Genomic DNA, 18,013 nt, shown 5'->3' on the forward strand with positions numbered 1-18,013 from the left:
GGCCTACCGGTTTTCCTCCGCGCGCCGCGTCAGCACCAGGGGTGCGTCCTCGGTGACGGCGATGGTGTGTTCCGAGTGCGCCGTGCGTGAACCGTCGGCCGAGCGGATGGTCCAGCCGTCGGGGTCGTAGACGATCTCGTCGGTGGTGCGGGCGAACCACGGTTCGAGCGCCAGGGTCAGTCCCGGGCGGAGCTTCAGGCCGCGACCTGCCCGGCCCTTGTTGGACACGTGCAGGTCCTCGTGCATGGTGCGGCCGATTCCGTGTCCGCCGAACTCGGTGTTCACCGGATAGCCGTAGGAGCCGGCGACCGCCCCGATGGCCGCCGAGATGTCGCCGATGCGGTTGCCAGGGCGGGCGACCTCGATCGCCGCCTCCAGTGCTTCCTCGGTGGCGCGGATGATCCGCAGGTCCTCTTCGGCGGCGGTCCCGACGATGACTGTGCGGGCCGAATCGGCCGACCAGCCGTCGATGCTGACCGCGAGGTCCGCGGTGAGCACGTCGCCGTCACGGAGGACGTAGTCGTGCGGCAGCCCGTGCAGGACGGCGTCGTTGACCGACAGGCAGATCACGTTGCGGAACGGGCCTTCGCCGAAGGACGGCGCGTAGTCCCAGTAGCACGAATCCGCTCCGCGGCGCTTGATCATCCCCCGTGCGTGCTGCTCCAGATCCAGGAGGTTGACGCCAACGTCGGCAATCCTGCCGATCTCGGAGAGCACTTCGGCGACGAAACGCCCGGCCACGCCCATACGCTCGATCTCCGCGGGCGTTTTGAGTTCGATCACGAAAACCTCGCGTCCAGTACCGGTATAGTTATACCGAACCGTAGCACGTCCGGGATACCTGCAGGTGTCCACGGGCTGACCCTGGCGGGGGAGTTACCACCGTTCGGACCACCCCGCGTGGCTATCCGAGTACCCTCGGTTGTCGAGGAGAGGGGCGGCGCCGATGGTCCGCGGGAACGTGATGCCCGGTCCGGCAGTGTCCTGGGACCAGGATCGGCCCAGTTCTGCCCGGCTGTCCGACGCGCTGCTCGGCGGGCAGGACCACTACGCGTGCGACCGCGCGGTGCTGCGCCGGTTGCTGCGGGTCGCCCCGGCCGCCCGCGAGGTGGCCGGCGAACGGCGGCAGTGGCTGCTGCGGACGTTGCGCTACCTCGCCACCCGCCGGGGCGTGGACCAGTTTCTCGACCTCGGCTGCGGGCTGCCCGCCGCGGAGAACACCCACCAGATCGTGACGCGGTTCCGTCCCGGCGCGGAAATCGTCTACGTGGACCACGACCCGGTGGTGCAGGTGCACGGCCGGGCGGTGCTGGAGGAGAACGACCACGTCCACGTCAGCGGTGCCGATCTGACCGATCCCGGTGCCACGCTGGGAGATCCGGTCGTCTACCGGTACCTCGACTTCGACCGGCCGGTCGCGGTACTGCTGTGCGACGTGCTGCACCACGTGGAAAGCCTCGAGCACGCGCAGTACGTCGTCCGCGGCTACCGCGATCAGCTCGCCCCTGGTTCGTATGTGCTGCTGACCCACGATCATCTGCCGGAGGACCCGGCGCGGGCCGAGCTGGCCTGCCGCATCGGCGAGGTGCTGGCCGCGGCCGGGCTGCACACCGTGCACCGGGACCTGGCCGAGATCGTCTCGCTGTTCGCCGGGCTCGATCTGCTCGAGCCCGGCGTCGTCCCGCTGCACGAATGGTGGCCCTCAGGCCCGCGGCTGCTTCCGTTGAGCGATCAGCACTTCCTGAGCCTGGGTGGCGTGGCGCGCACTCGGTGAACGCGCGGGATCAGCCCGCGTCGAAGGTGTCCGGGTCGGGTCCGGTACGCAGTCCGCGGTCGAGCGAGGACAGCGCGGCCACGTCCTCGTCGGCGAGGGTGAAGCCGAAGACATCGAGGTTCTCTGCGATGCGCGAAGGCGTCACGGACTTCGGGATCACCACGTTGCCCAGCTGCAGGTGCCAGCGGATGACGATCTGCGCCGGGGTCCGGCCGTGTTTGGTGGCCAGCTGCCGCACGGTGTCGTCGGCGAGCAGATCGCCGCCCTTCGCCAGTGGACTCCACGCTTCGGTCGCGATGCCGTGCCCGGCGTGGAACGCGCGCAGTTCCTCTTGGTTGAGGTACGGGTGCAGCTCGATCTGGTTGACCACCGGCGCCACGCTGCCCTCGTCGAGCAGCCGCTGCAGATGGGTCGGCTGGAAGTTGGACACGCCGATGGCGCGTACTCGGCCGTCCTCGTACAGCTTCTCCAGCGCCTTCCAGGTGGCCACGTACTTGTCGCGCTGGGGCAGCGGCCAGTGGATCAGGTACAGGTCCAGCTGGTCGAGACCGAGCCGTCCGAGGCTGGCGTCGAACGCGCGCAGGGTCTCGTCGTAGCCCTGGTCGGCGTTCCACAGCTTGGTGGTGATGAACAGTTCGTCGCGGGCGATGCCGGACTCGGCCAGCGCCTGGCCGACGCCTTCCTCGTTGCCGTACACCTTCGCGGTGTCGATGCTGCGGTAGCCGGCTTCGAGCGCGGCCTTCACCGCGGCCTGCGTCTCGTCGTCCGGCACCTGGAACACGCCGAACCCGAGCTGCGGCATCTCGACACCGTTGCCGAGCTTGGTCACGGGGATGCTGGTCATGGGAACCCTTTCTGCGAAACGGAAATCAGGGCAGGATGGTGGGTACGACCCCGCCGTCGGTGCGCAGTGCGCCGCCGGTGGTGGCCGCGGCCTGTTCGGAGGCGACGTAGGTGATCAGGTTCGCCACCTCCGCCGGGCGGATCAGCCGGCGCAGCAGCGACGTCGGCCGGTCGTTGCTCAGGAACCGCCGTTCGGCCTCGGCGAAGTCGACGTCCGGGTAGAGCCCGGCCACGAACTCGCGGACGCCCTCGGTGAGCGTCGGCCCGGGCAGCACGCTGTTCACCGTGACGCCGGTGCCGGCCAGTTCCTGAGCCATGCCACGGGAAAGCGCGAGCTGCGCGGTCTTGGTCATGCCGTAGTGGACCATCTCGGTCGGGATGAGCACCGCGGAATCGCTCGCGACGAAGATCACCCGGCCCCAGCCCCTGCGCGCCATCCGCGGCGCGTAGTGCCGGCCCAGCCGGACGCCGGAGAGCACGTTGACCTCGTAGAAGCGCTGCCATTCGGCGTCCGGGATCTCGAACACCGGCTGTGGCGAGAAGATCCCGGCGTTGTTCACCAGCACGTCCACGTCCGGCAGTTGCTCGACGAGCTCGGCCACGCCCTCGGCGGTGCCGACGTCCGCGGCGATCCCGCGCGCGCCGAGCCGTCGCGCCACCTCGGCGACGCGGTCCGCGTTGCGGCCGTTGACCACCACGTCGGCGCCCGCACCGGCCAGCGCCTCCGCGGTGGCTTCGCCGATTCCGGCCGTGGACCCGGTGATCAGCGCGGTCCGGCCGGTCAGGTCGATGTTCATCGGATGCGGACTCCTCCGGACGTTCGCGAGTACAGTGACACACGACAACTAGCAGCGTCAGCAATACTTGCACACGCGTTTATTTGCACACGCCGATGATGCCGTGTGGTCGTGGTGCCCGCAACCGCGGGTACCCCGCAGGAGGGGGTGAAACGTGTCACTGGCCGACGATGCCGTCGAGGCTCGCGCACAGGGCTGGCGCACGCTGGCCGCGCTGCACGCGCGGATCGAGGATCGGCTGCAGCGCGCACTGGAGCGTGACCACGAGCTGTCGGTGAGCGAGTACACGGTGCTCGACGTGCTGGCCCGCCAGGACGGGTTCCACCTGCGGATGAACCAGCTGGCCAACGCTGTGGTGCTGAGCCAGTCGGCCACCACGAGACTGGTCGCTCGGCTGGAGGACCGCGGCCTGCTCGCCCGCTACCTGTGCCCGACCGACCGGCGCGGCATCTACACCGAGGTGACCGAGACCGGGCAGCAGCTGCTCGCCGCCGCCCGGCCCACCCACGACGAGGTGCTGGCCACGGCCCTCGCCGGCGCCGCGGAGCTGCCCGAGCTGGCCCCCCTGGTCTCGGCCCTCGGCTCCCTTTCCTTCACACCGAAGTAGTCCCGCCGCGGATCTGCAGTGGTCGGCGGCTCAGGGGCGCAGCCGGTGCAGGTCGCGGGGGAAGAGCGTGGTGCCGCGTACGTTCGGCACGCCGAGTACCCGCGCGACCCAGCGTTCGAGGCCGATGGCGAACCCGCCGTGTGGCGGCATGCCGTGGGCGAAGGCGTCGAGGTAGTCGGCGTACTGCCCGGCCGCGTCGCCGAGCACCGCGTGGTAGTCGGCGTAGCGGTGCCGCCGCTGACCGCCGGTCACCAGCTCGACCCCGCGGAACAGCAGGTCGAAACTGTTCGAGCGGGCCGGATCCGCCGGGTCGGGCTCGGTGTAGAAGGGCCGTTTCGCCATCGGATAGCCGGTCACGAACAGGAACGCCGAACCGTGCTCGCGCTCGGCCCATTCGCCCAGCCAGCGTTCGTGCGCGGGCGCGAGGTCCGGTTCACCCCGCGGGTCGGTGTCCGTGTGCCGGGCGAGAAGTTCCTGTGCCGCAACGAAATCCAGGCTCGGGATTTCGGCCGGCACGGACGGCGCGTCCGGTCCGGCCGCGTCCGCCATCTCGGCGACGACCTCGCGCAGCAGCGCCATCACGTCGCGGTGGTCGGTGATGAAGCCGAATTCGGCGTCCAGGCTCGTGTACTGCGCGAGGTGCCTGGCGGTGTCGTGCGGTTCGGCCCGGAACACCGGCCCGGTCTCGTACACCCGCTCGAACACGCCGACCATGGCCTGTTTGAAGAACTGCGGGGACTGCGCGAGATAGGCCGGCCTGCCGAAGTAGTCGAGGCGGAACAGGTTCGCGCCGGATTCGGTGGCCGTGGCGACGATCTTCGGGGTGTGGATCTCGGTGAAGCCGCGCCGGTCGAGTGCCCGCCGGAAAGCTGCGACACTCGCCGCGGAAACCTCGAAACGCTTGCGCAGCAACGGGTGCCGCAACGCGAAGGCGGGATGGTCCAGCACCGTGGGCAAGGCGGCCGGAACCTCGGGCCGGTAGAGGTCGAACGGCGCCCGCCACGCGGGAACGGACAGCACCTCCAGCTCCGGGTCGGCCAGCTCCACCCCGTGCGGTGCGCGGGGATTGGCCGTGACCCGGCCGGTCAGCCGCACCACGGTCTCCTCGGCGAGGCCGGCCGGTGACGTCGTGCGCCGGCCGGTGGCGGAGGTGGATGGTGCCGGGGTGAGGGTGGGGCGTGCCCCGGTTTCCTCGGTGACAAAGCCCGGGCGCGCTGCAGTGTGGCTGCCGTCGAGCCTCGGCTGCGCGGCGGTTTCCCCGCCGCCGGGTGACGCACCGGCCGTGGGTTCCCGGCTCGCGGCCGATGCCGGGGTCTCCCGGAACACCGCCTGCGCGGTGCCGGAGCGGTCCCGGATCACCAGGAACGTCACGGATTTCAGCACGCGCCGGCGGTGTATCCAGCCGGCGACGGTCACGGTGGCGCCCACGTGGTCACGCAGGCAGGCCACCAGGGTGCGGGTACTCATCGGTTCTCCTGAGCGCACTCGGCGACCCCTTGGGGGTGCGGGCGAGAAGGGAACTCGCGGTACCACCGCACCTTTGCCGCCGGGCGCGCCGGCGGCCTCGTTCGGGCCCGATCACGGTGGCTGGCCGGCGGGGCATTTCCTCCCCGCACTCGGGAGTGTCTTCACGCGTGGCCGCGGCGCTGCCTTCTCAGCGGCGGCAGCTCTCTGTCCCCCGCACCCGCCTCGCGCTACTCGTCTCCGTCGACGTGTTGCCGGCGACGATAACCCGCCGCGTGCGGCGCCGTCGCGGGATTTTCGCCGACGGTCCCGGCCTCCGCCGCAGCGGAAGCCGGGGCCGGGCACGGGGATCAGCGGACGCCGAGCAGATGCTCCAGCGCCAGCTGGTTGAGCCGGGTGAAGTGGTATCCGCGCTTGCCCGCGGCCTCCACGTCGAAGTCCTCGGCCGCCAGGTCGTCGAGCGTCTCGCCCTCGGCGAGGGTGGGCGTGGCCAGGTCGGGCACCCGTGAGGCGGCCAGCGCCTCGGTCACCTCCGGATCCGCCCGGAACGCGCGGGCCTTCTCCCGCAGGATCAGGTACGTCCGCATGTTCGCCGCCGCGGACACCCAGACGTCCTCGGGATCCTCGGTGCGCAGCGGCTTGTAGTCGTAGTGCCGCGGTCCGTCGTAGCCGCCGTGCTCCAGCAGGTCGACCAGGAAGAACGCGCTGGTCAGGTCGCCGTGCCCGAAAATCAGGTCCTGGTCGTACTTCGGGCCGTGCTGGCCGTTGAGGTCGAGGTGGAACAGCTTGCCCTGCCAGAGTGCCTGCGCGACGCCGTGCACGAAGTTCAGCCCGGCCATCTGCTCGTGGCCGACCTCCGGGTTGAGCCCGAACAGGTCGGGCCGCGCCAGCTGCGAGATGAAGCCGAGCGCGTGCCCGATCGTGGGCAGCAGCAGGTCGCCGCGTGGTTCGTTCGGCTTGGGCTCGAGCGCGAACCGCAGGTCGTAGCCCTGCGAAACGACGTAGTCGGCAAGGAGGTCGAGGCCCTCCTTGTACCGCGCGAGCGCGGCCCGCACGTCCTTCGCCGCGTCCGACTCGGCACCCTCGCGGCCGCCCCACACCACGTAGGTCCGCGCGCCCAGCTCCGCGGCCAGGTCCAGATTGCGCCGGACCTTGGTCAGCGCGTACCGGCGGATGTCGCGGTCGTTGCTGGTGAGACCGCCGTCCTTGAAGACCGGATGGCTGAACAGGTTCGTCGTGGCCATCGGCACCTTCAGGCCGGTCGCGCTCAGCGCCTTCTTGAACTTCGCGACGGCGGTGGCCCGGTCGGGTTCGGTGGCGAGCAGGTCGTCGTCGTGGAACGTCACCCCGTAGGCACCCAGCTCGGCCAGCCGGTGCACGCTCTCGACCGGATCCAGCGCCGGGCGGGTGGCCACGCCGAACGGGTCGGAAGCCGGCCAGCCCACGGTCCACAGGCCGAAGGTGAACTTGTCGGCCGGGGTGGGGGCGTAGTCGTCCATGACTGTCCCTTCATTTAGTTCACGTTGTAGACTAAATATCCGGCTGCCGGGCCGGTCCGTCAAGAGGGAGGTCGCGATGACGCAGCCGGTGCGCCACGACGCGATGCGCGCGCGCAACCTCGGGCTGGTGCTCGGCGAGGTGAGCCGCGGCGGCCCGCTGACCAGAGCCGCACTGGCGGAACGGACCGGGCTGACCAAGTCCACGGTGTCCAAGCTGGTCGGGGATCTCGTCGAGGCCGGGTTTCTCGCGGAGACGGGTCCCACGCGGGTGGGGGAGCGCGGCCGGCCGGGGGTCTCCGTCGCGCTCAGCGGTGCGCGGATGGCGTCGCTCGGGCTCGAGGTCAACGTGGACTATCTCGCCGCCGATGTGCTCGATCTTTCCGGTGCGGTGCGGTTTTCCCGCCGTGTCGACCGGGACAACCGTGGCCGGGCTCCGGAGGTGGTGCTGCGGGCGGTGCAGGACCTCGCCGAGGTCGCGCTCGCCGAAGCGCGGGCGGCCGGGCTGACCGTGGCCGGGGCAGTGCTGGCGGTCTCCGGTCCGGTCGCCGGCGGGGTGCTCGCCAGCGCCCCGAACCTCGGCTGGCGGGACGTGCGAGCGGCGGAGCTGCTCGACCTGCCGGTGCCGGTCGCGCTGGAGAACGAGGCGAACCTGGGTGCGCTGGGGGAGCTGTGGTTCGGTGCCGGTGCACCGGATTTCCTCTATGTCTCCGGGGAAATCGGCATCGGTGCCGGACTGGTGGTCGGCTCGGAGCTCTTCCGCGGTGCGCGCGGCCTGTCCGGCGAGTTGGGGCACGTGCTGGTTTCCGCGACCGGCCCCGACTGCCGCTGCGGCGCCCGGGGTTGCCTGGAAACCTATGCGGGACAAGAAGCTCTGCTCGCCGCGGGCGGGCAGCCGGACCTGCCCGCCCTCGTTGCCGCGCTCGAGGCGGACGACCGCACGGCCCTCGCCGCGGCCGACGCGGCCGCCGAAGCCCTCGGCCTCGCACTGACTTCGGCGGTCAACCTGCTGGATCTGGACCGCATCGTCCTTGGCGGGGTGTTCGGTCCGCTCTTCCCGTGGCTGGCCCCGCCTGCGGAGGCCGTGCTGACCGCACGGCTGGCCTCGCTCCGCGGCTCGGTGCCGGTGCTGAGCTCCTCCACGCTGGGCGCCTCCGCCGCCACCCTGGGCGCCGCGGGCCGCACCATCCACCGCATTCTGGCCGACCCGGCCGATTTCCTGCCGCACTGAACGGAAAACTGACCTGATACCACAAAGGACAGTGACCATCACGGACACTGCGGGCTCCGCAGGCGCGGAGTCGGTTCGGCGGCAACCGAGGGAGTCGAACCCTGCGCGGCTTGTGAAGGCGGCGCTCCTGACCGGCCCTGACCCTTCGGCGGGCGACGGCTGCCTTGTACTCCTTCCAACAGCATCGGGATACCCCGGATTCCGCCCTCTGCACCCGGTTCACCCGAACGGGGTCGAACTGGCAAGCTGGGTGGATGGATGATCTTCTGCTCCGCCGGGTGCGGGTCGGAGTGCGGGGACCGCTCGCCGATGTGCGGGTGCACGACGGCGTGGTGACGGCCGTCGAGGAGCCCGGTGCCGGGTCCGGCTTCGCCGCCCGGGTGCTCGACGGGCACGGCGGCACGGTGCTTCCCGGGCTGGTCGACGCCCATGCCCATCTGCTGCAGTGGGCCGGGTTCCGGCGCCGGATCGCGCTGGGCGCCGCGCGTTCGGCGGTCGGGGCGGTGGAGTTGCTGATGGAGCGGCTGCTCGCCGCGCCGGAACGGTCGCAGGAGCTGGTCGTCGGCGCGGGATTCCGGGACGGGCTGTGGCCGGACCAGCCGCACAAGGACCTGCTGGAGCGGGCGCTGCCCGGCCGGGCGGTGGCGTTGTTCGGCGCCGATCTGCACACGCTGTGGCTGAGCCCGGCGGCGTTGCGGGTGATCGGGCTGGACCATCCGACCGGCGTGCTGGTGGAGAACGACTGCATGAGCGCCACCGCGGCGCTGCCGTCCGCGCCGGTGGAGGTGCAGGACGGCTGGGTCGCCGAAGCGCTCGCCGCGGCGGCCGCGCGCGGGGTGACCGCAGTGGCCGACTACGAATACGCCGACACCGTCGCGGACTGGACCCGGCGGGCCGCCGAAAAGCCGCCGCTGATCCGGGTTTCCTGTGTGATCGCGCGGTATCTGCTGGAGCAGACCATCGAACGCGGGCACCGTACCGGCGACCTCCTCGAAGCCGGGCACGGACTGCTGACGGTGGGTCCGTTCAAGCTGTTCGTCGACGGTTCGCTGAACACCCGCACCGCCTACTGTCACGATCCCTATCCCGGGTCGGGCGGGGCGGGGTCGCTGGAGCTGCCGCCGGAGGAGCTGGTGGCGCTGATGCGCCGCGCCGCCGGCCACGGGCTGGACCCGGCCGTGCACGCCATCGGCGACCGGGCCAACACCATCGCCCTCGACGCGTTCGCCGAGGTCGGGTGCGCGGGCCGGATCGAGCACGCCCAGCTGCTGCGTCCCGAGGACGTGCCGCGGTTCGCCGCGCTGGGCCTGGTGGCGAGCGTGCAGCCGGCGCACCAGCCCGACGACCGGGACGTCGCCGACCGGCACTGGTACGGACGCACCGAGCGGGCCTACCCCTACCGCGCGCTGCTGGAATCGGGTGCCCGCTTGGAAATCGGCTCGGACGCACCGGTCGCCCCGCTGGACCCGTGGGACGGGATCGCCGCCGCGGTGGAGCGCACCGACGACGACCGGCCGCCGTGGCATCCGGAGCAGGCCATCCCACTGGCGGACGCGCTGGCCGCGGCCTCGGGCGGCCGCCGGGGCGTCGCGGCCGGCGACGTGGCCGACCTGGTGCTCACGGCGGCCGATCCGAGTGGCCTGTCCGCGGCGGAGCTGCGCGACCTGCCGGTGTCCGCGACGATTGTCGGCGGGAACCCGGTGTACGTCGCGTGAGTCAGTCGCCGTGCGGGTCGGCCGCGTTCAAGGCCGCCACGACCTGGTCGTAGTCGCCGCGTGCCTCGCCGTAGCGCAGGAACTTCACGCGCTCGACCTGGATCTCGCGGGCGTCCGGACGGGTTTCCAGCAGGGTCATCACCTCCGACACGAACTCGTCCAGCGGCATCGCGAACTCGCTCTCCTCCTGGCCGGGCAGCAGCGCGGTCCGCACGGCCGGCGGCTCGAGCTCGACGATCTTCACCGAGGTGTCGGCCAGCTGCAGCCGCACCGATTCGCTGAGCATGTGGATGGCCGCCTTCGAGGCGTTGTAGCTCGGGGTGACCTTCAGCGGCGTGAAGGCCAGCCCGGAGGACACCGTCAGGATGGTCGCGTCCGGCCGGGTCCGCAGGTGTTCCACGAACGCGGCGATCAACCGGATCGGGCCGAGCACGTTGGTGGTGACGACCGCTTCCGCGGACTCCAGGAACGACTCCGGCCGGTGCCAGTCCTCGACCCGCATGATGCCCGCCATCGCGACCAGCACGTTCAGGTCGGGATGCTTGGCCAGCACCTCCTTGGCCGCGGCCTGGATGCTCGCCGCGTCGGCGGTGTCGATCTCGACGGTGTCGAGGCCGGGGTGTTCGGCGGCGAGCCGCTCCAGCAGTGCGGTGCGCCGTCCGCCGATGATCACGGTGTTGCCCTTGGCCTGCAGTTCGAGCGCGAGGGCCAGGCCGATGCCGCTGGTCGAGCCGGGGATGAAGATGGTGTTTCCGCTGATGTCCATGCTTCGAGTCTCGGGTCCGCGCGGCGCCGGCGGCAGAGAGCGCTCATCGGGGGATCGGCGATCCCTGGCCGCTGCCGTGACCGGCGCGGATACTGGCGGGATGGACCGAGGCGAACTGGCGGCGTTCCTGCGCCGCCGCAGGGAGCAGCTGCGGCCGGAGGACGTCGGCTTGCCGCCGGGAGCCCGCAGGCGCGCCCACGGGCTGCGGCGGGAGGAGGTCGCCGCGCTGGCGGCGATGTCCACCGACTATTACACGCGGCTGGAGCAGCAGCGCGGTCCGCAGCCGAGCGAGCAGATGCTGGCCGCGCTGGCCCGCGCGCTGCGGTTGAGCGGCGACGAGCGGGACTACCTGTTCCGGGTCGCGGGCCGCAACGCGCCCTCACCGGCGGCGGTGGCCACGCACGTGGCGCCGGCGTTGCTGCGGGTGCTGGACCGGCTTTCGGACACCCCCGCGCTGATCCTGTCCGATCTCGGCGAGACGCTGGTGCAGAACCGGCTGGCCACCGCTCTCTATGGCGATCGGTCGCAGTACACCGGGCTCGCCCGCGCCGAAATCTACCGCTGGTTCACTGATCCGCGGGAACGGCTCGTCTACCCCGAGCACGACCGTGCGCGGCAGGGCCGCGCGCTCGTGGCGAACCTGCGGGTGACCCACGGTTCGCGCGGGCCGCAGTCGCGTGCGGGGGAGCTGGTGCGCGCGTTGTGCCTGGAGAGCCCGGAGTTCGCGCAGCTGTGGGAGCGGCACGAGGTCGCGAAACGCTTCGAGGACCACAAGGTGCTCGTCCATCCGGAGCTCGGCGACATCGAGGTGGACTGCCAGGTGTTGTTCACCGAGGACCAGTCGCAGGCGTTGCTGGTGCTGACCGCGCCGCCGCGTACCGAGGCGTTCGAGAAGATTCAGCTGCTGGGAGTGCTCGGGCACCAGAGGTTCGAGCAGGCCCGCTGACCGGGTGCCGGGCTGACAACTTTCGCCGGTCGCGGCTGTTCCCGCCCTGACAACGATTCCGCGGTGGGTTGCGGCCCGCCGCGGAAGTCCTTAACTTCCGGGAAAAGTCCAGTACCGGAGGACGTGATCGGATGGGGCCGAAGACGCGCCGCGTCGTGCGTGCCGTGGCGATCGCGACCGTGCCCGTGTTCAGCGTGCTGTTCGGCTCCGCTGCCGCGGCTCCTGCCGGGCCACCTTCGGCAGCACCGTCTTCGGAAGCACCGCCGCCCGCCGTGGCCGCGGCCGGTATCCCGGCTTCCTACTACGTCCGGGACACCGTGTCCCACATCGCGAAGCTCCAGTCGGACCTCGCGCTGACCGACGGCACCTTCGACGCCAACGTGGATGCCGCCACCGCGTCGTTGTCCGGGACGCTTTCCCTGCCGCCGACGCCGGACGCCTACTTCGTCGCGTTCCGCTTCATGCCGGCGACCAGCACCGTCGAACTGGTCCCGGACGGCCCGCAGGGCGGCCTTCTGCTGAAGAACCCGGGCGATGCCGGCGAGGTGGCGCAACGGCCATTCCCGGACGGCAACAGCTACCTGTCGGTGATTGCCGACCTGACCCTGCGGGTCGACATCAGGCTCAGCGAGGCCACAGTGGACGGACGGGTGCTCGACCTCGGCGAGGACTGCCGCACCGCCGCGCCGGTGGAGATCCGCCTGAAGGGCGTGATCGGCCTGCAGCCCACGGCGCCGCCGACGAAGATGACGACCACCTTCGCCATCCCGCCGTTCTCCGGCTGCCGCGGTCACGAGAATCTCGACCGGCTGATCACCGGGCTGGTCTCCGGGCCCGGCAACACGCTGAACACCACGATCGCCGTGCGGTGCGTGGGAACCTGCGAGGCCGACGCAGCACGGTGACACCGTGACCCGGCGAGCGTGAAGCCGCCCGGGCGGACGCGGCGAGGCCTGTAACAGTTTTCTGTCCACTCCCGACTCCGTAGCGCAGGGTGACTTCCGCAAGGGCCTCTGCGCTGGGATAAGGACGAAACACCTCCACCTGACGGCGCGGTTGGTGTCGGACAGTAATCGACTGTTCCTGATGAGTTCATCCCCGGACCAGGGAGCACAATCCATGCGCACGATCGCTATTCCCGTTGCGGCAGCTGCTGTCCTCATGAGCGGCGCGGGTGTCGCCAACGCCGCCGAGCCCGCCGTGAGCACCCCGTCGACCCCGTCGAGTTGCGCGGAGCAGACGGATGCCCAGGCCGTGCTGGACCAGGCCCGGTCCGCGCTCGCCGACGCGCAGTCCAGGCTCGGCGAAGCCGAAGCCGCTGTGCGTTCACTGAACGCCGACAAGAATGCCCAGCAGAAGATCGCGGACAACCTCGGCGCGCAAGTCCGTGCCGCGAGCGTGGACAAGATCGCCCACCAGCAGGCGTTGCCGGGTCTGCAGGCTGCTTTCGAGCAGGCCACCGTGAAACGAGGAACTGCCGCGGCGGCGTTGCGGGACGCGAAGAATGCCGCAGCAGGGGCAGTCGACGACATCGCTCTTCGCCAGGGCTACATCGCCGCGTTCAAAACCAAGTACGCCGCCGCGAACCGGCGCGCCGAAGCCGCGAAGGACGAGATCGAGAAGCAGCAGAAGCTCTACCGCAAGGCCAAGGACGCCGGTGACACCGCCGCCATGGAGGCCGCGCACGCTGCCGCCGAGGCCGCTCGCGCGTCCCTCGCCACCGCTGAAGCCGACATGAAGCACTACGGCCCGGCGTCGCAAGCCACGCAGCAGGGACACATCGACAAGGACCAAGCGTTGCTCGACGCGGTGACCGCCGCGCAGGAGGCGTTCGACCAGGCGAGCGCCACCCGAGGCGCGGCCGCCGCCGCGGTCCGGGACGCAGAGCGCGCGATCGCCGCGGATACCGCGCTCGGCAAGAAGCTTCACCCGCAGTACCAGACGGCACTCGCCGAGATCGAGTCCATCAAGGCGGCCGGCCAGGAGGCGTACAAGAAGGTGCTCGCGTTGCGCGAAACCGTCGCCGGCCTGACCGCGGACCTCGCCGACGCACAGAAAGCACTGGACGCGGTGGTGTGCCCGATCATCCCGGCGAACGGCACCCAGTCGCCGGGTACCGGAAACGGCCAGACGGGCCACTCCGTCACCACCACTCCGCAGGCCGTCACCACCGTGCCGGTGAGCCAGTCCGCCGTGCGCCACGTGATCACCACGGCCGGCGGAGGCAAGACGAGCCGTCCGGTGACCTATTCCCAGCTCGCCCAGACCGGAGCTCTGCCGGGGGACGAGCTTTCCTGGCTGCTCGGTGGCGCCGCGGCACTGCTGGCCGCCGGCGGTGCGGCCGCGGTCTACGGGCGCCACTCCAAGCGGGACTGACCGCGCCGCTGCACCGATCACCCCGTCCGCAGTCCGCGCGGACGGGGTGATCGGCGTTCAGCCACCGAGCACCAGCGGCACCAGGAAGTAGATCTCGAGGGCTTCGTAGGCGGCACCGATGACGAAGAGCACGAGCGCTGGGATCCAGAGCCAGCCGAGCCGGGACAGCCCGCGCACGTATCCCTGGCGGCGCGTCGGGGCGCCGGCGGTCGCCGGCCGCAGCCAGGAGCGGCCGAGCAGGTAAGCACCGAACATCACGAGTGCGTACGCCTGGAACTCGATGAGCAACGTGAGTGAGTGCGGGATGAGGGTCAGCCGCGAGGTCGCGTCGACCGGGGCGAGGGTGACTCCCAAGTCGACCGTTTTGACCGCGAAGACCGCGAGTCCGGCGAACGGAATCGCCAGCGACGGCAGGGTGATGAGCAGCAGCGCGGTCGGGAACACGTTGACGAGGAAGATGACCGTCGCGAACAGCCAGCCGTTGCCGACCACGGAGTTGACGAGCGATCCGCCCGAGCCGCCGGCGAACGAGCCTGCCCTGGCGGCATGCAGGTCCGGGAACAGCAGCCCCAGCACCAGCCCGAGGACCAGCATTCCGTAGACGAAGAGGTTGACCAGCAGGTAGGCCCGGAGGTCGGCGCGGATGATCTGGAACGGCCTGCGGAGCAGGTGCATGGGGATTCACGTCCGTTTCTCGGGTCGGATGGCCGGATGCCGGCCGGCTCGGCACCGCGACTAACACACTGTGTTACTGAGATCGGCAGGACGGTATCACAGTGTGCTAGTACAGTGTGTTGACGGAGGTGGTGACGATGACCGAGGAGACCGGTGCCAGTAGCCGGGACAAGGTTCTGCGGGCGGCCATGGCGATGTTCGGTGAGGATCAGGGGGCTCGGCTCAGCGTGCGGGCGGTCGCGGCGCGGGCCGGGGTGAGCACCGGCTCGCTCCGGTACCACTTCCCGACCCAGCGCGCCCTGCAGGACGCCGTGCTCGCCGGCATCTACGACGCGGTCAGCCCCGGCGATCGGATCCACGACCGGACCGCACCGGCCCGGGACCGGCTGATCGACTGCCTGCGGCAGGTGCTCACGCTGGCCGGTGTGGGCGATCAGGCGCGAGCGGCCTGGCGCGAGGTTTTCACCGCCTACATCGAACCGGAACCGACCGACGAGAATCGCGCGGCGTATCTCGCCATCGACCGCGAAGCGCACCGCCGTGTGGAGTACTGGCTGACCGTCCTGCGCGACGAAGGCAGCCTCGCCGAGGGCGACAACGCCCGGCGTGCCAGATTCCTCGTGACCGTCCTCAACGGACTGTCGATCGCGAGATCGCTGCCCTCCGAGAACTCGATCCTGGCAACCGAGACCGAAACACTCCACGCGGCCGTCGACCACGTTCTCACCTCGCCGTACTGACGGCCCGGCTCACGGCGGATTGACGCTGGACACCGCTCCGGCGAGGATCAGGGAATCCGGATGGTTGACAACGTTGTCACGATGAGAGGAACGCAATGCGAACGCGGAGACGCGTCTTCGCCGGCCTGGTGCTCGCCTCGATCACCACGGCCGGCCTGCTCACCCCCGGCGCCACGGCTTCCGGCACCACTGCTCCCGGCACCCGTACCTACGGCGCTCGCATTTCTGGCACAACAGCTTCCGGCGCCAGCACTCCCGACGCCGCCTCCGCTGCCCCGGCACGGTTCGCCGCCGATCCGGCCACGCTGGTCGACACCTCGATCGGCAACAACGGCGACGGGACCACCTTCCCCGGCGCCACCACGCCGTTCGGAATGGTGCAGCTCAGCCCGGACACGCAGCTGAACAAGTACGCCTCCTACGACTATGCGCAGAACACCATTCTCGGGTTCAGCCACACGCACCTGTCCGGCGTCGGCTGCCAGACGATGGGCAACTTCCGGTTCATGCCCACCACCGGTGCGGTCACCTCGTCCGATCCGGCGCAGTACGCCGCGAAGTTCAGCCATGCCGCGGAAACCCGCGCGCCCGGCTACTACGGCGTCGAGCTGGACGACGGCATCCGGGCCGAGCTGGCCGCGACGCAGCGCACCGGGCAGCACCGCTACACCTACCCGTCGGGCTCCGGGCCGCAGAACGTGCTGATCGAGGTCGGCCAGTCCAACGGCAGCACCTACGCCGGGGACGTGCACGTGGTCGGCGACGACACCGTCGAGGGCTGGCTGCAGGGCGGCAACTTCTGCGGGGAGACCGGCAAGGAGCGGTACCGGATCTTCTTCAGCGCCAAGTTCGACCGCACGTTCGCCGGCTTCGGCACCTGGACGGACGGGCAGCTGACCGCCGGGCAGCGGGACGCGACCCGCGGCAGCGAACGGACCGGTGCGTGGCTCACCTTCGACCCGGCAGGCGGGGACCAGGTCGGCGCGTCCGTCGGCCTGTCCTACACCTCGATCGGTGGCGCCCGGCTCAACCGGGCCGCCGAGCAGCCCCGGTCGTTCGACCGGGCGCGCCGGTCCGCGCACGACACCTGGCGCGGCGAGCTGAACCGGATGCGGGTCGCCGGCGGTACCACCGCGGATCAGCGCACCTACTACAGCGCGCTGTACCGCTCGCTGCTGCACCCGTCGATCGGGTCCGATGTGGACAATCGCTACCGCGGACTGGACGACCGGGTGCACCGCACGGATTCGACGTACTACCAGATGTTCTCCCTGTGGGACACCTACCGCGCGCAGAACCAGCTGGTCGCGCTCCTGCATCCGGACAGGGCCGCGGACATGACGAAGTCGGTGCTGCGGATCGCCGAGGACGGCGGCTGGGTGCCGCGCTGGGCCCTGGCGACCAGCGAGACGAACGTGATGAGCGGCGATCCGGTCACGCCGTGGGTGGTGGACAACTACGTCCGTGGCCTGCTCGACGACCGCACCGCCCGCCGGCTGTTCGACGTGCTGTGGAAGAACGCCACCAAAGTCCCCGCCGACCAGTCGCTCTTCCGCGGCAGGGACGGCAACCCGACTTACACGAAGAACGGCTGGGTCGGCTACCAGGACCTGCCCGGCTACACCTACGGCGACAGCCGGCAGGCCGGTTCGGCCACGCTCGAGTACTCGCTCGCCGACTGTGCGCTGTCCACAATGGCCGGTGGGCTCGGCTACCGGGACAAGGCGGCCACGCTCGCGCGGCGCTGCGACAACTTCGCGAAGCTGTGGGACACCGGCGTGACCTCGCACGAGTTCACCGGATTCCCGCGCTCGAAAGACGCGGACGGCACCGCTGTGGGCGATCCGGACCCGGCGAAGTCGATCGGCTTCCACGAGGGCACGCCATGGCAGTACCAGTGGCTGGGCCAGCAGGACCCGGACACATTGCTCGGGTTGATGGGCGGCCCGGCGAAGGCGCAGCAACGGCTGGACACCTTCTTCGACCTGCCCCTGCTGCTGACCGATCCGGCGAAGGCGGCAGCCGAATCGTGGGTGCACGGAGCCTACGACTACCACAACAACTTCGCCTTCAATCCGAACAACGAACCGGATCTGCACGCCCCGTGGATGTACGCCTGGACCGGGGCGCCGTGGAAGACCTCCGCGGTGCTGCGCGCCGCTCGCACCCTGTTCACCGACACCCCGTATGGCATGCCCGGTAACGACGACCTGGGCACGGTCTCGTCCTGGCTGGTGTTCTCGATGGCAGGCGTGTTCGAGGCGCAGCCGGGGTCGGGCAGGTACCTGATCAGTGCGCCGATGTTCGAGAAGGTCGAGATCCGGCCGGCGCACGGCCGTCCGGTGACCATCGAGGCGCCCGGCGCGGACGCTTCGAAGTTCCAGTACGTGTCCGCAGTGGACACCCGGCGCGGACCGGTGCGGCAGAGCTGGCTGTCGCACCGTGACCTGCTGCGCTCCGGCACGATCCACGTGCGGCTGTCCGACCGGCCGACGGCGTGGGGCACCGGGGCCGCGCCGCCCGCGCTCGCGCGGTCCTGAGGAACTGTCGGTGGCGGGTCCTACGATCGGCCCGCCACCGACA

Annotated in this window: 16 protein-coding genes; 9 read left to right on the forward strand and 7 right to left on the reverse strand. The window is 70.6% G+C overall.

What is annotated here, in order from left to right; all coding sequences use genetic code 11:
• Positions 1 to 3: 3 nt before the first annotated feature.
• Complete coding sequence (gene map / locus BJY18_RS35490; RefSeq protein ID WP_184784183.1) at positions 4 to 783, reverse strand: type I methionyl aminopeptidase; 780 nt, start codon at positions 781 to 783, stop codon at positions 4 to 6.
• A gap of 163 nt (positions 784 to 946) precedes the next feature.
• Here map and BJY18_RS35495 point away from each other — a divergent pair, with 163 nt between their 5' ends.
• Complete coding sequence (locus tag BJY18_RS35495; protein ID WP_246459076.1) at positions 947 to 1,774, forward strand: SAM-dependent methyltransferase; 828 nt, start codon at positions 947 to 949, stop codon at positions 1,772 to 1,774.
• 10 nt (positions 1,775 to 1,784) lie between these two features.
• Here the strand turns inward: BJY18_RS35495 and BJY18_RS35500 are convergent, their stop codons facing one another.
• Both BJY18_RS35500 and BJY18_RS35505 read right to left on the reverse strand, forming a co-directional pair.
• A complete protein-coding gene (locus BJY18_RS35500; protein WP_184784184.1) occupies positions 1,785 to 2,618 on the reverse strand; it encodes an aldo/keto reductase in 834 nt (277 codons plus the stop codon).
• Positions 2,619 to 2,643: 25 nt separating this feature from the next.
• On the reverse strand, positions 2,644 to 3,414 hold the full coding sequence (locus tag BJY18_RS35505) for an SDR family NAD(P)-dependent oxidoreductase (RefSeq protein ID WP_184784185.1): 771 nt from the start codon (positions 3,412 to 3,414) through the stop codon (positions 2,644 to 2,646).
• A gap of 154 nt (positions 3,415 to 3,568) precedes the next feature.
• Here BJY18_RS35505 and BJY18_RS35510 point away from each other — a divergent pair, with 154 nt between their 5' ends.
• Positions 3,569 to 4,021, forward strand: a complete 453-nt coding sequence (locus BJY18_RS35510) for a MarR family winged helix-turn-helix transcriptional regulator (RefSeq protein WP_184784186.1) — start codon at positions 3,569 to 3,571, stop codon at positions 4,019 to 4,021.
• Between the two features lie 30 nt (positions 4,022 to 4,051).
• Here the strand turns inward: BJY18_RS35510 and aspS are convergent, their stop codons facing one another.
• Together aspS and xylA are read right to left on the reverse strand one after the other, a co-directional pair.
• Positions 4,052 to 5,488: an aspartate--tRNA(Asn) ligase gene (gene aspS / locus BJY18_RS35515; RefSeq protein ID WP_246459077.1), complete on the reverse strand. Its 1,437-nt coding sequence runs from the start codon at positions 5,486 to 5,488 to the stop codon at positions 4,052 to 4,054.
• A 347-nt stretch (positions 5,489 to 5,835) separates the two neighbouring features.
• Entirely contained in the window at positions 5,836 to 6,984 is a 1,149-nt protein-coding gene (gene xylA, locus BJY18_RS35525; RefSeq protein ID WP_184784187.1) for a xylose isomerase, read from the reverse strand.
• A gap of 76 nt (positions 6,985 to 7,060) precedes the next feature.
• Here xylA and BJY18_RS35530 point away from each other — a divergent pair, with 76 nt between their 5' ends.
• Positions 7,061 to 8,212 (forward strand): ROK family transcriptional regulator, encoded by a 1,152-nt coding sequence (locus BJY18_RS35530; protein ID WP_184784188.1) that lies wholly within the window; start codon positions 7,061 to 7,063, stop codon positions 8,210 to 8,212.
• A 254-nt stretch (positions 8,213 to 8,466) separates the two neighbouring features.
• Positions 8,467 to 9,927 carry an amidohydrolase gene (locus BJY18_RS35535; RefSeq protein ID WP_184784189.1) on the forward strand — a complete coding sequence of 487 codons (1,461 nt, stop codon included), beginning with the start codon at positions 8,467 to 8,469 and terminating at the stop codon, positions 9,925 to 9,927.
• A gap of 1 nt (position 9,928) precedes the next feature.
• Here the strand turns inward: BJY18_RS35535 and BJY18_RS35540 are convergent, their stop codons facing one another.
• A complete protein-coding gene (locus tag BJY18_RS35540) occupies positions 9,929 to 10,693 on the reverse strand; it encodes an SDR family oxidoreductase (RefSeq protein WP_184784190.1) in 765 nt (254 codons plus the stop codon).
• Positions 10,694 to 10,793: 100 nt separating this feature from the next.
• Here BJY18_RS35540 and BJY18_RS35545 point away from each other — a divergent pair, with 100 nt between their 5' ends.
• The 3 genes from BJY18_RS35545 (at position 10,794) to BJY18_RS35555 (ending at position 14,015) form a co-directional block, all read left to right on the forward strand.
• A complete protein-coding gene (locus BJY18_RS35545; protein ID WP_184784191.1) occupies positions 10,794 to 11,639 on the forward strand; it encodes a helix-turn-helix transcriptional regulator in 846 nt (281 codons plus the stop codon).
• A 131-nt stretch (positions 11,640 to 11,770) separates the two neighbouring features.
• Positions 11,771 to 12,544 carry a hypothetical protein gene (locus BJY18_RS35550; RefSeq protein ID WP_184784192.1) on the forward strand — a complete coding sequence of 258 codons (774 nt, stop codon included), beginning with the start codon at positions 11,771 to 11,773 and terminating at the stop codon, positions 12,542 to 12,544.
• Positions 12,545 to 12,758: 214 nt separating this feature from the next.
• The gene (locus tag BJY18_RS35555) at positions 12,759 to 14,015 is read left to right on the forward strand and encodes a coiled-coil domain-containing protein (protein WP_184784193.1); all 1,257 of its coding nucleotides are present in this window, start codon (positions 12,759 to 12,761) and stop codon (positions 14,013 to 14,015) included.
• Positions 14,016 to 14,072: 57 nt separating this feature from the next.
• On the opposite strand, the gene BJY18_RS35560 is transcribed toward BJY18_RS35555, so the two are convergent.
• Positions 14,073 to 14,690, reverse strand: a complete 618-nt coding sequence (locus BJY18_RS35560; protein ID WP_184784194.1) for a stage II sporulation protein M — start codon at positions 14,688 to 14,690, stop codon at positions 14,073 to 14,075.
• Between the two features lie 137 nt (positions 14,691 to 14,827).
• On the opposite strand from BJY18_RS35560, the gene BJY18_RS35565 reads away from it, so the two are divergent.
• Both BJY18_RS35565 and BJY18_RS35570 read left to right on the forward strand, forming a co-directional pair.
• Positions 14,828 to 15,430 (forward strand): TetR/AcrR family transcriptional regulator, encoded by a 603-nt coding sequence (locus BJY18_RS35565; protein ID WP_184784195.1) that lies wholly within the window; start codon positions 14,828 to 14,830, stop codon positions 15,428 to 15,430.
• Positions 15,431 to 15,525: 95 nt separating this feature from the next.
• A complete protein-coding gene (locus BJY18_RS35570; RefSeq protein ID WP_246459079.1) occupies positions 15,526 to 17,970 on the forward strand; it encodes a GH92 family glycosyl hydrolase in 2,445 nt (814 codons plus the stop codon).
• The last annotated feature ends 43 nt before the right edge of the window (positions 17,971 to 18,013 follow it).

This window comes from Amycolatopsis jiangsuensis, from assembly GCF_014204865.1.
Lineage (GTDB): Bacteria > Actinomycetota > Actinomycetes > Mycobacteriales > Pseudonocardiaceae > Amycolatopsis > Amycolatopsis jiangsuensis.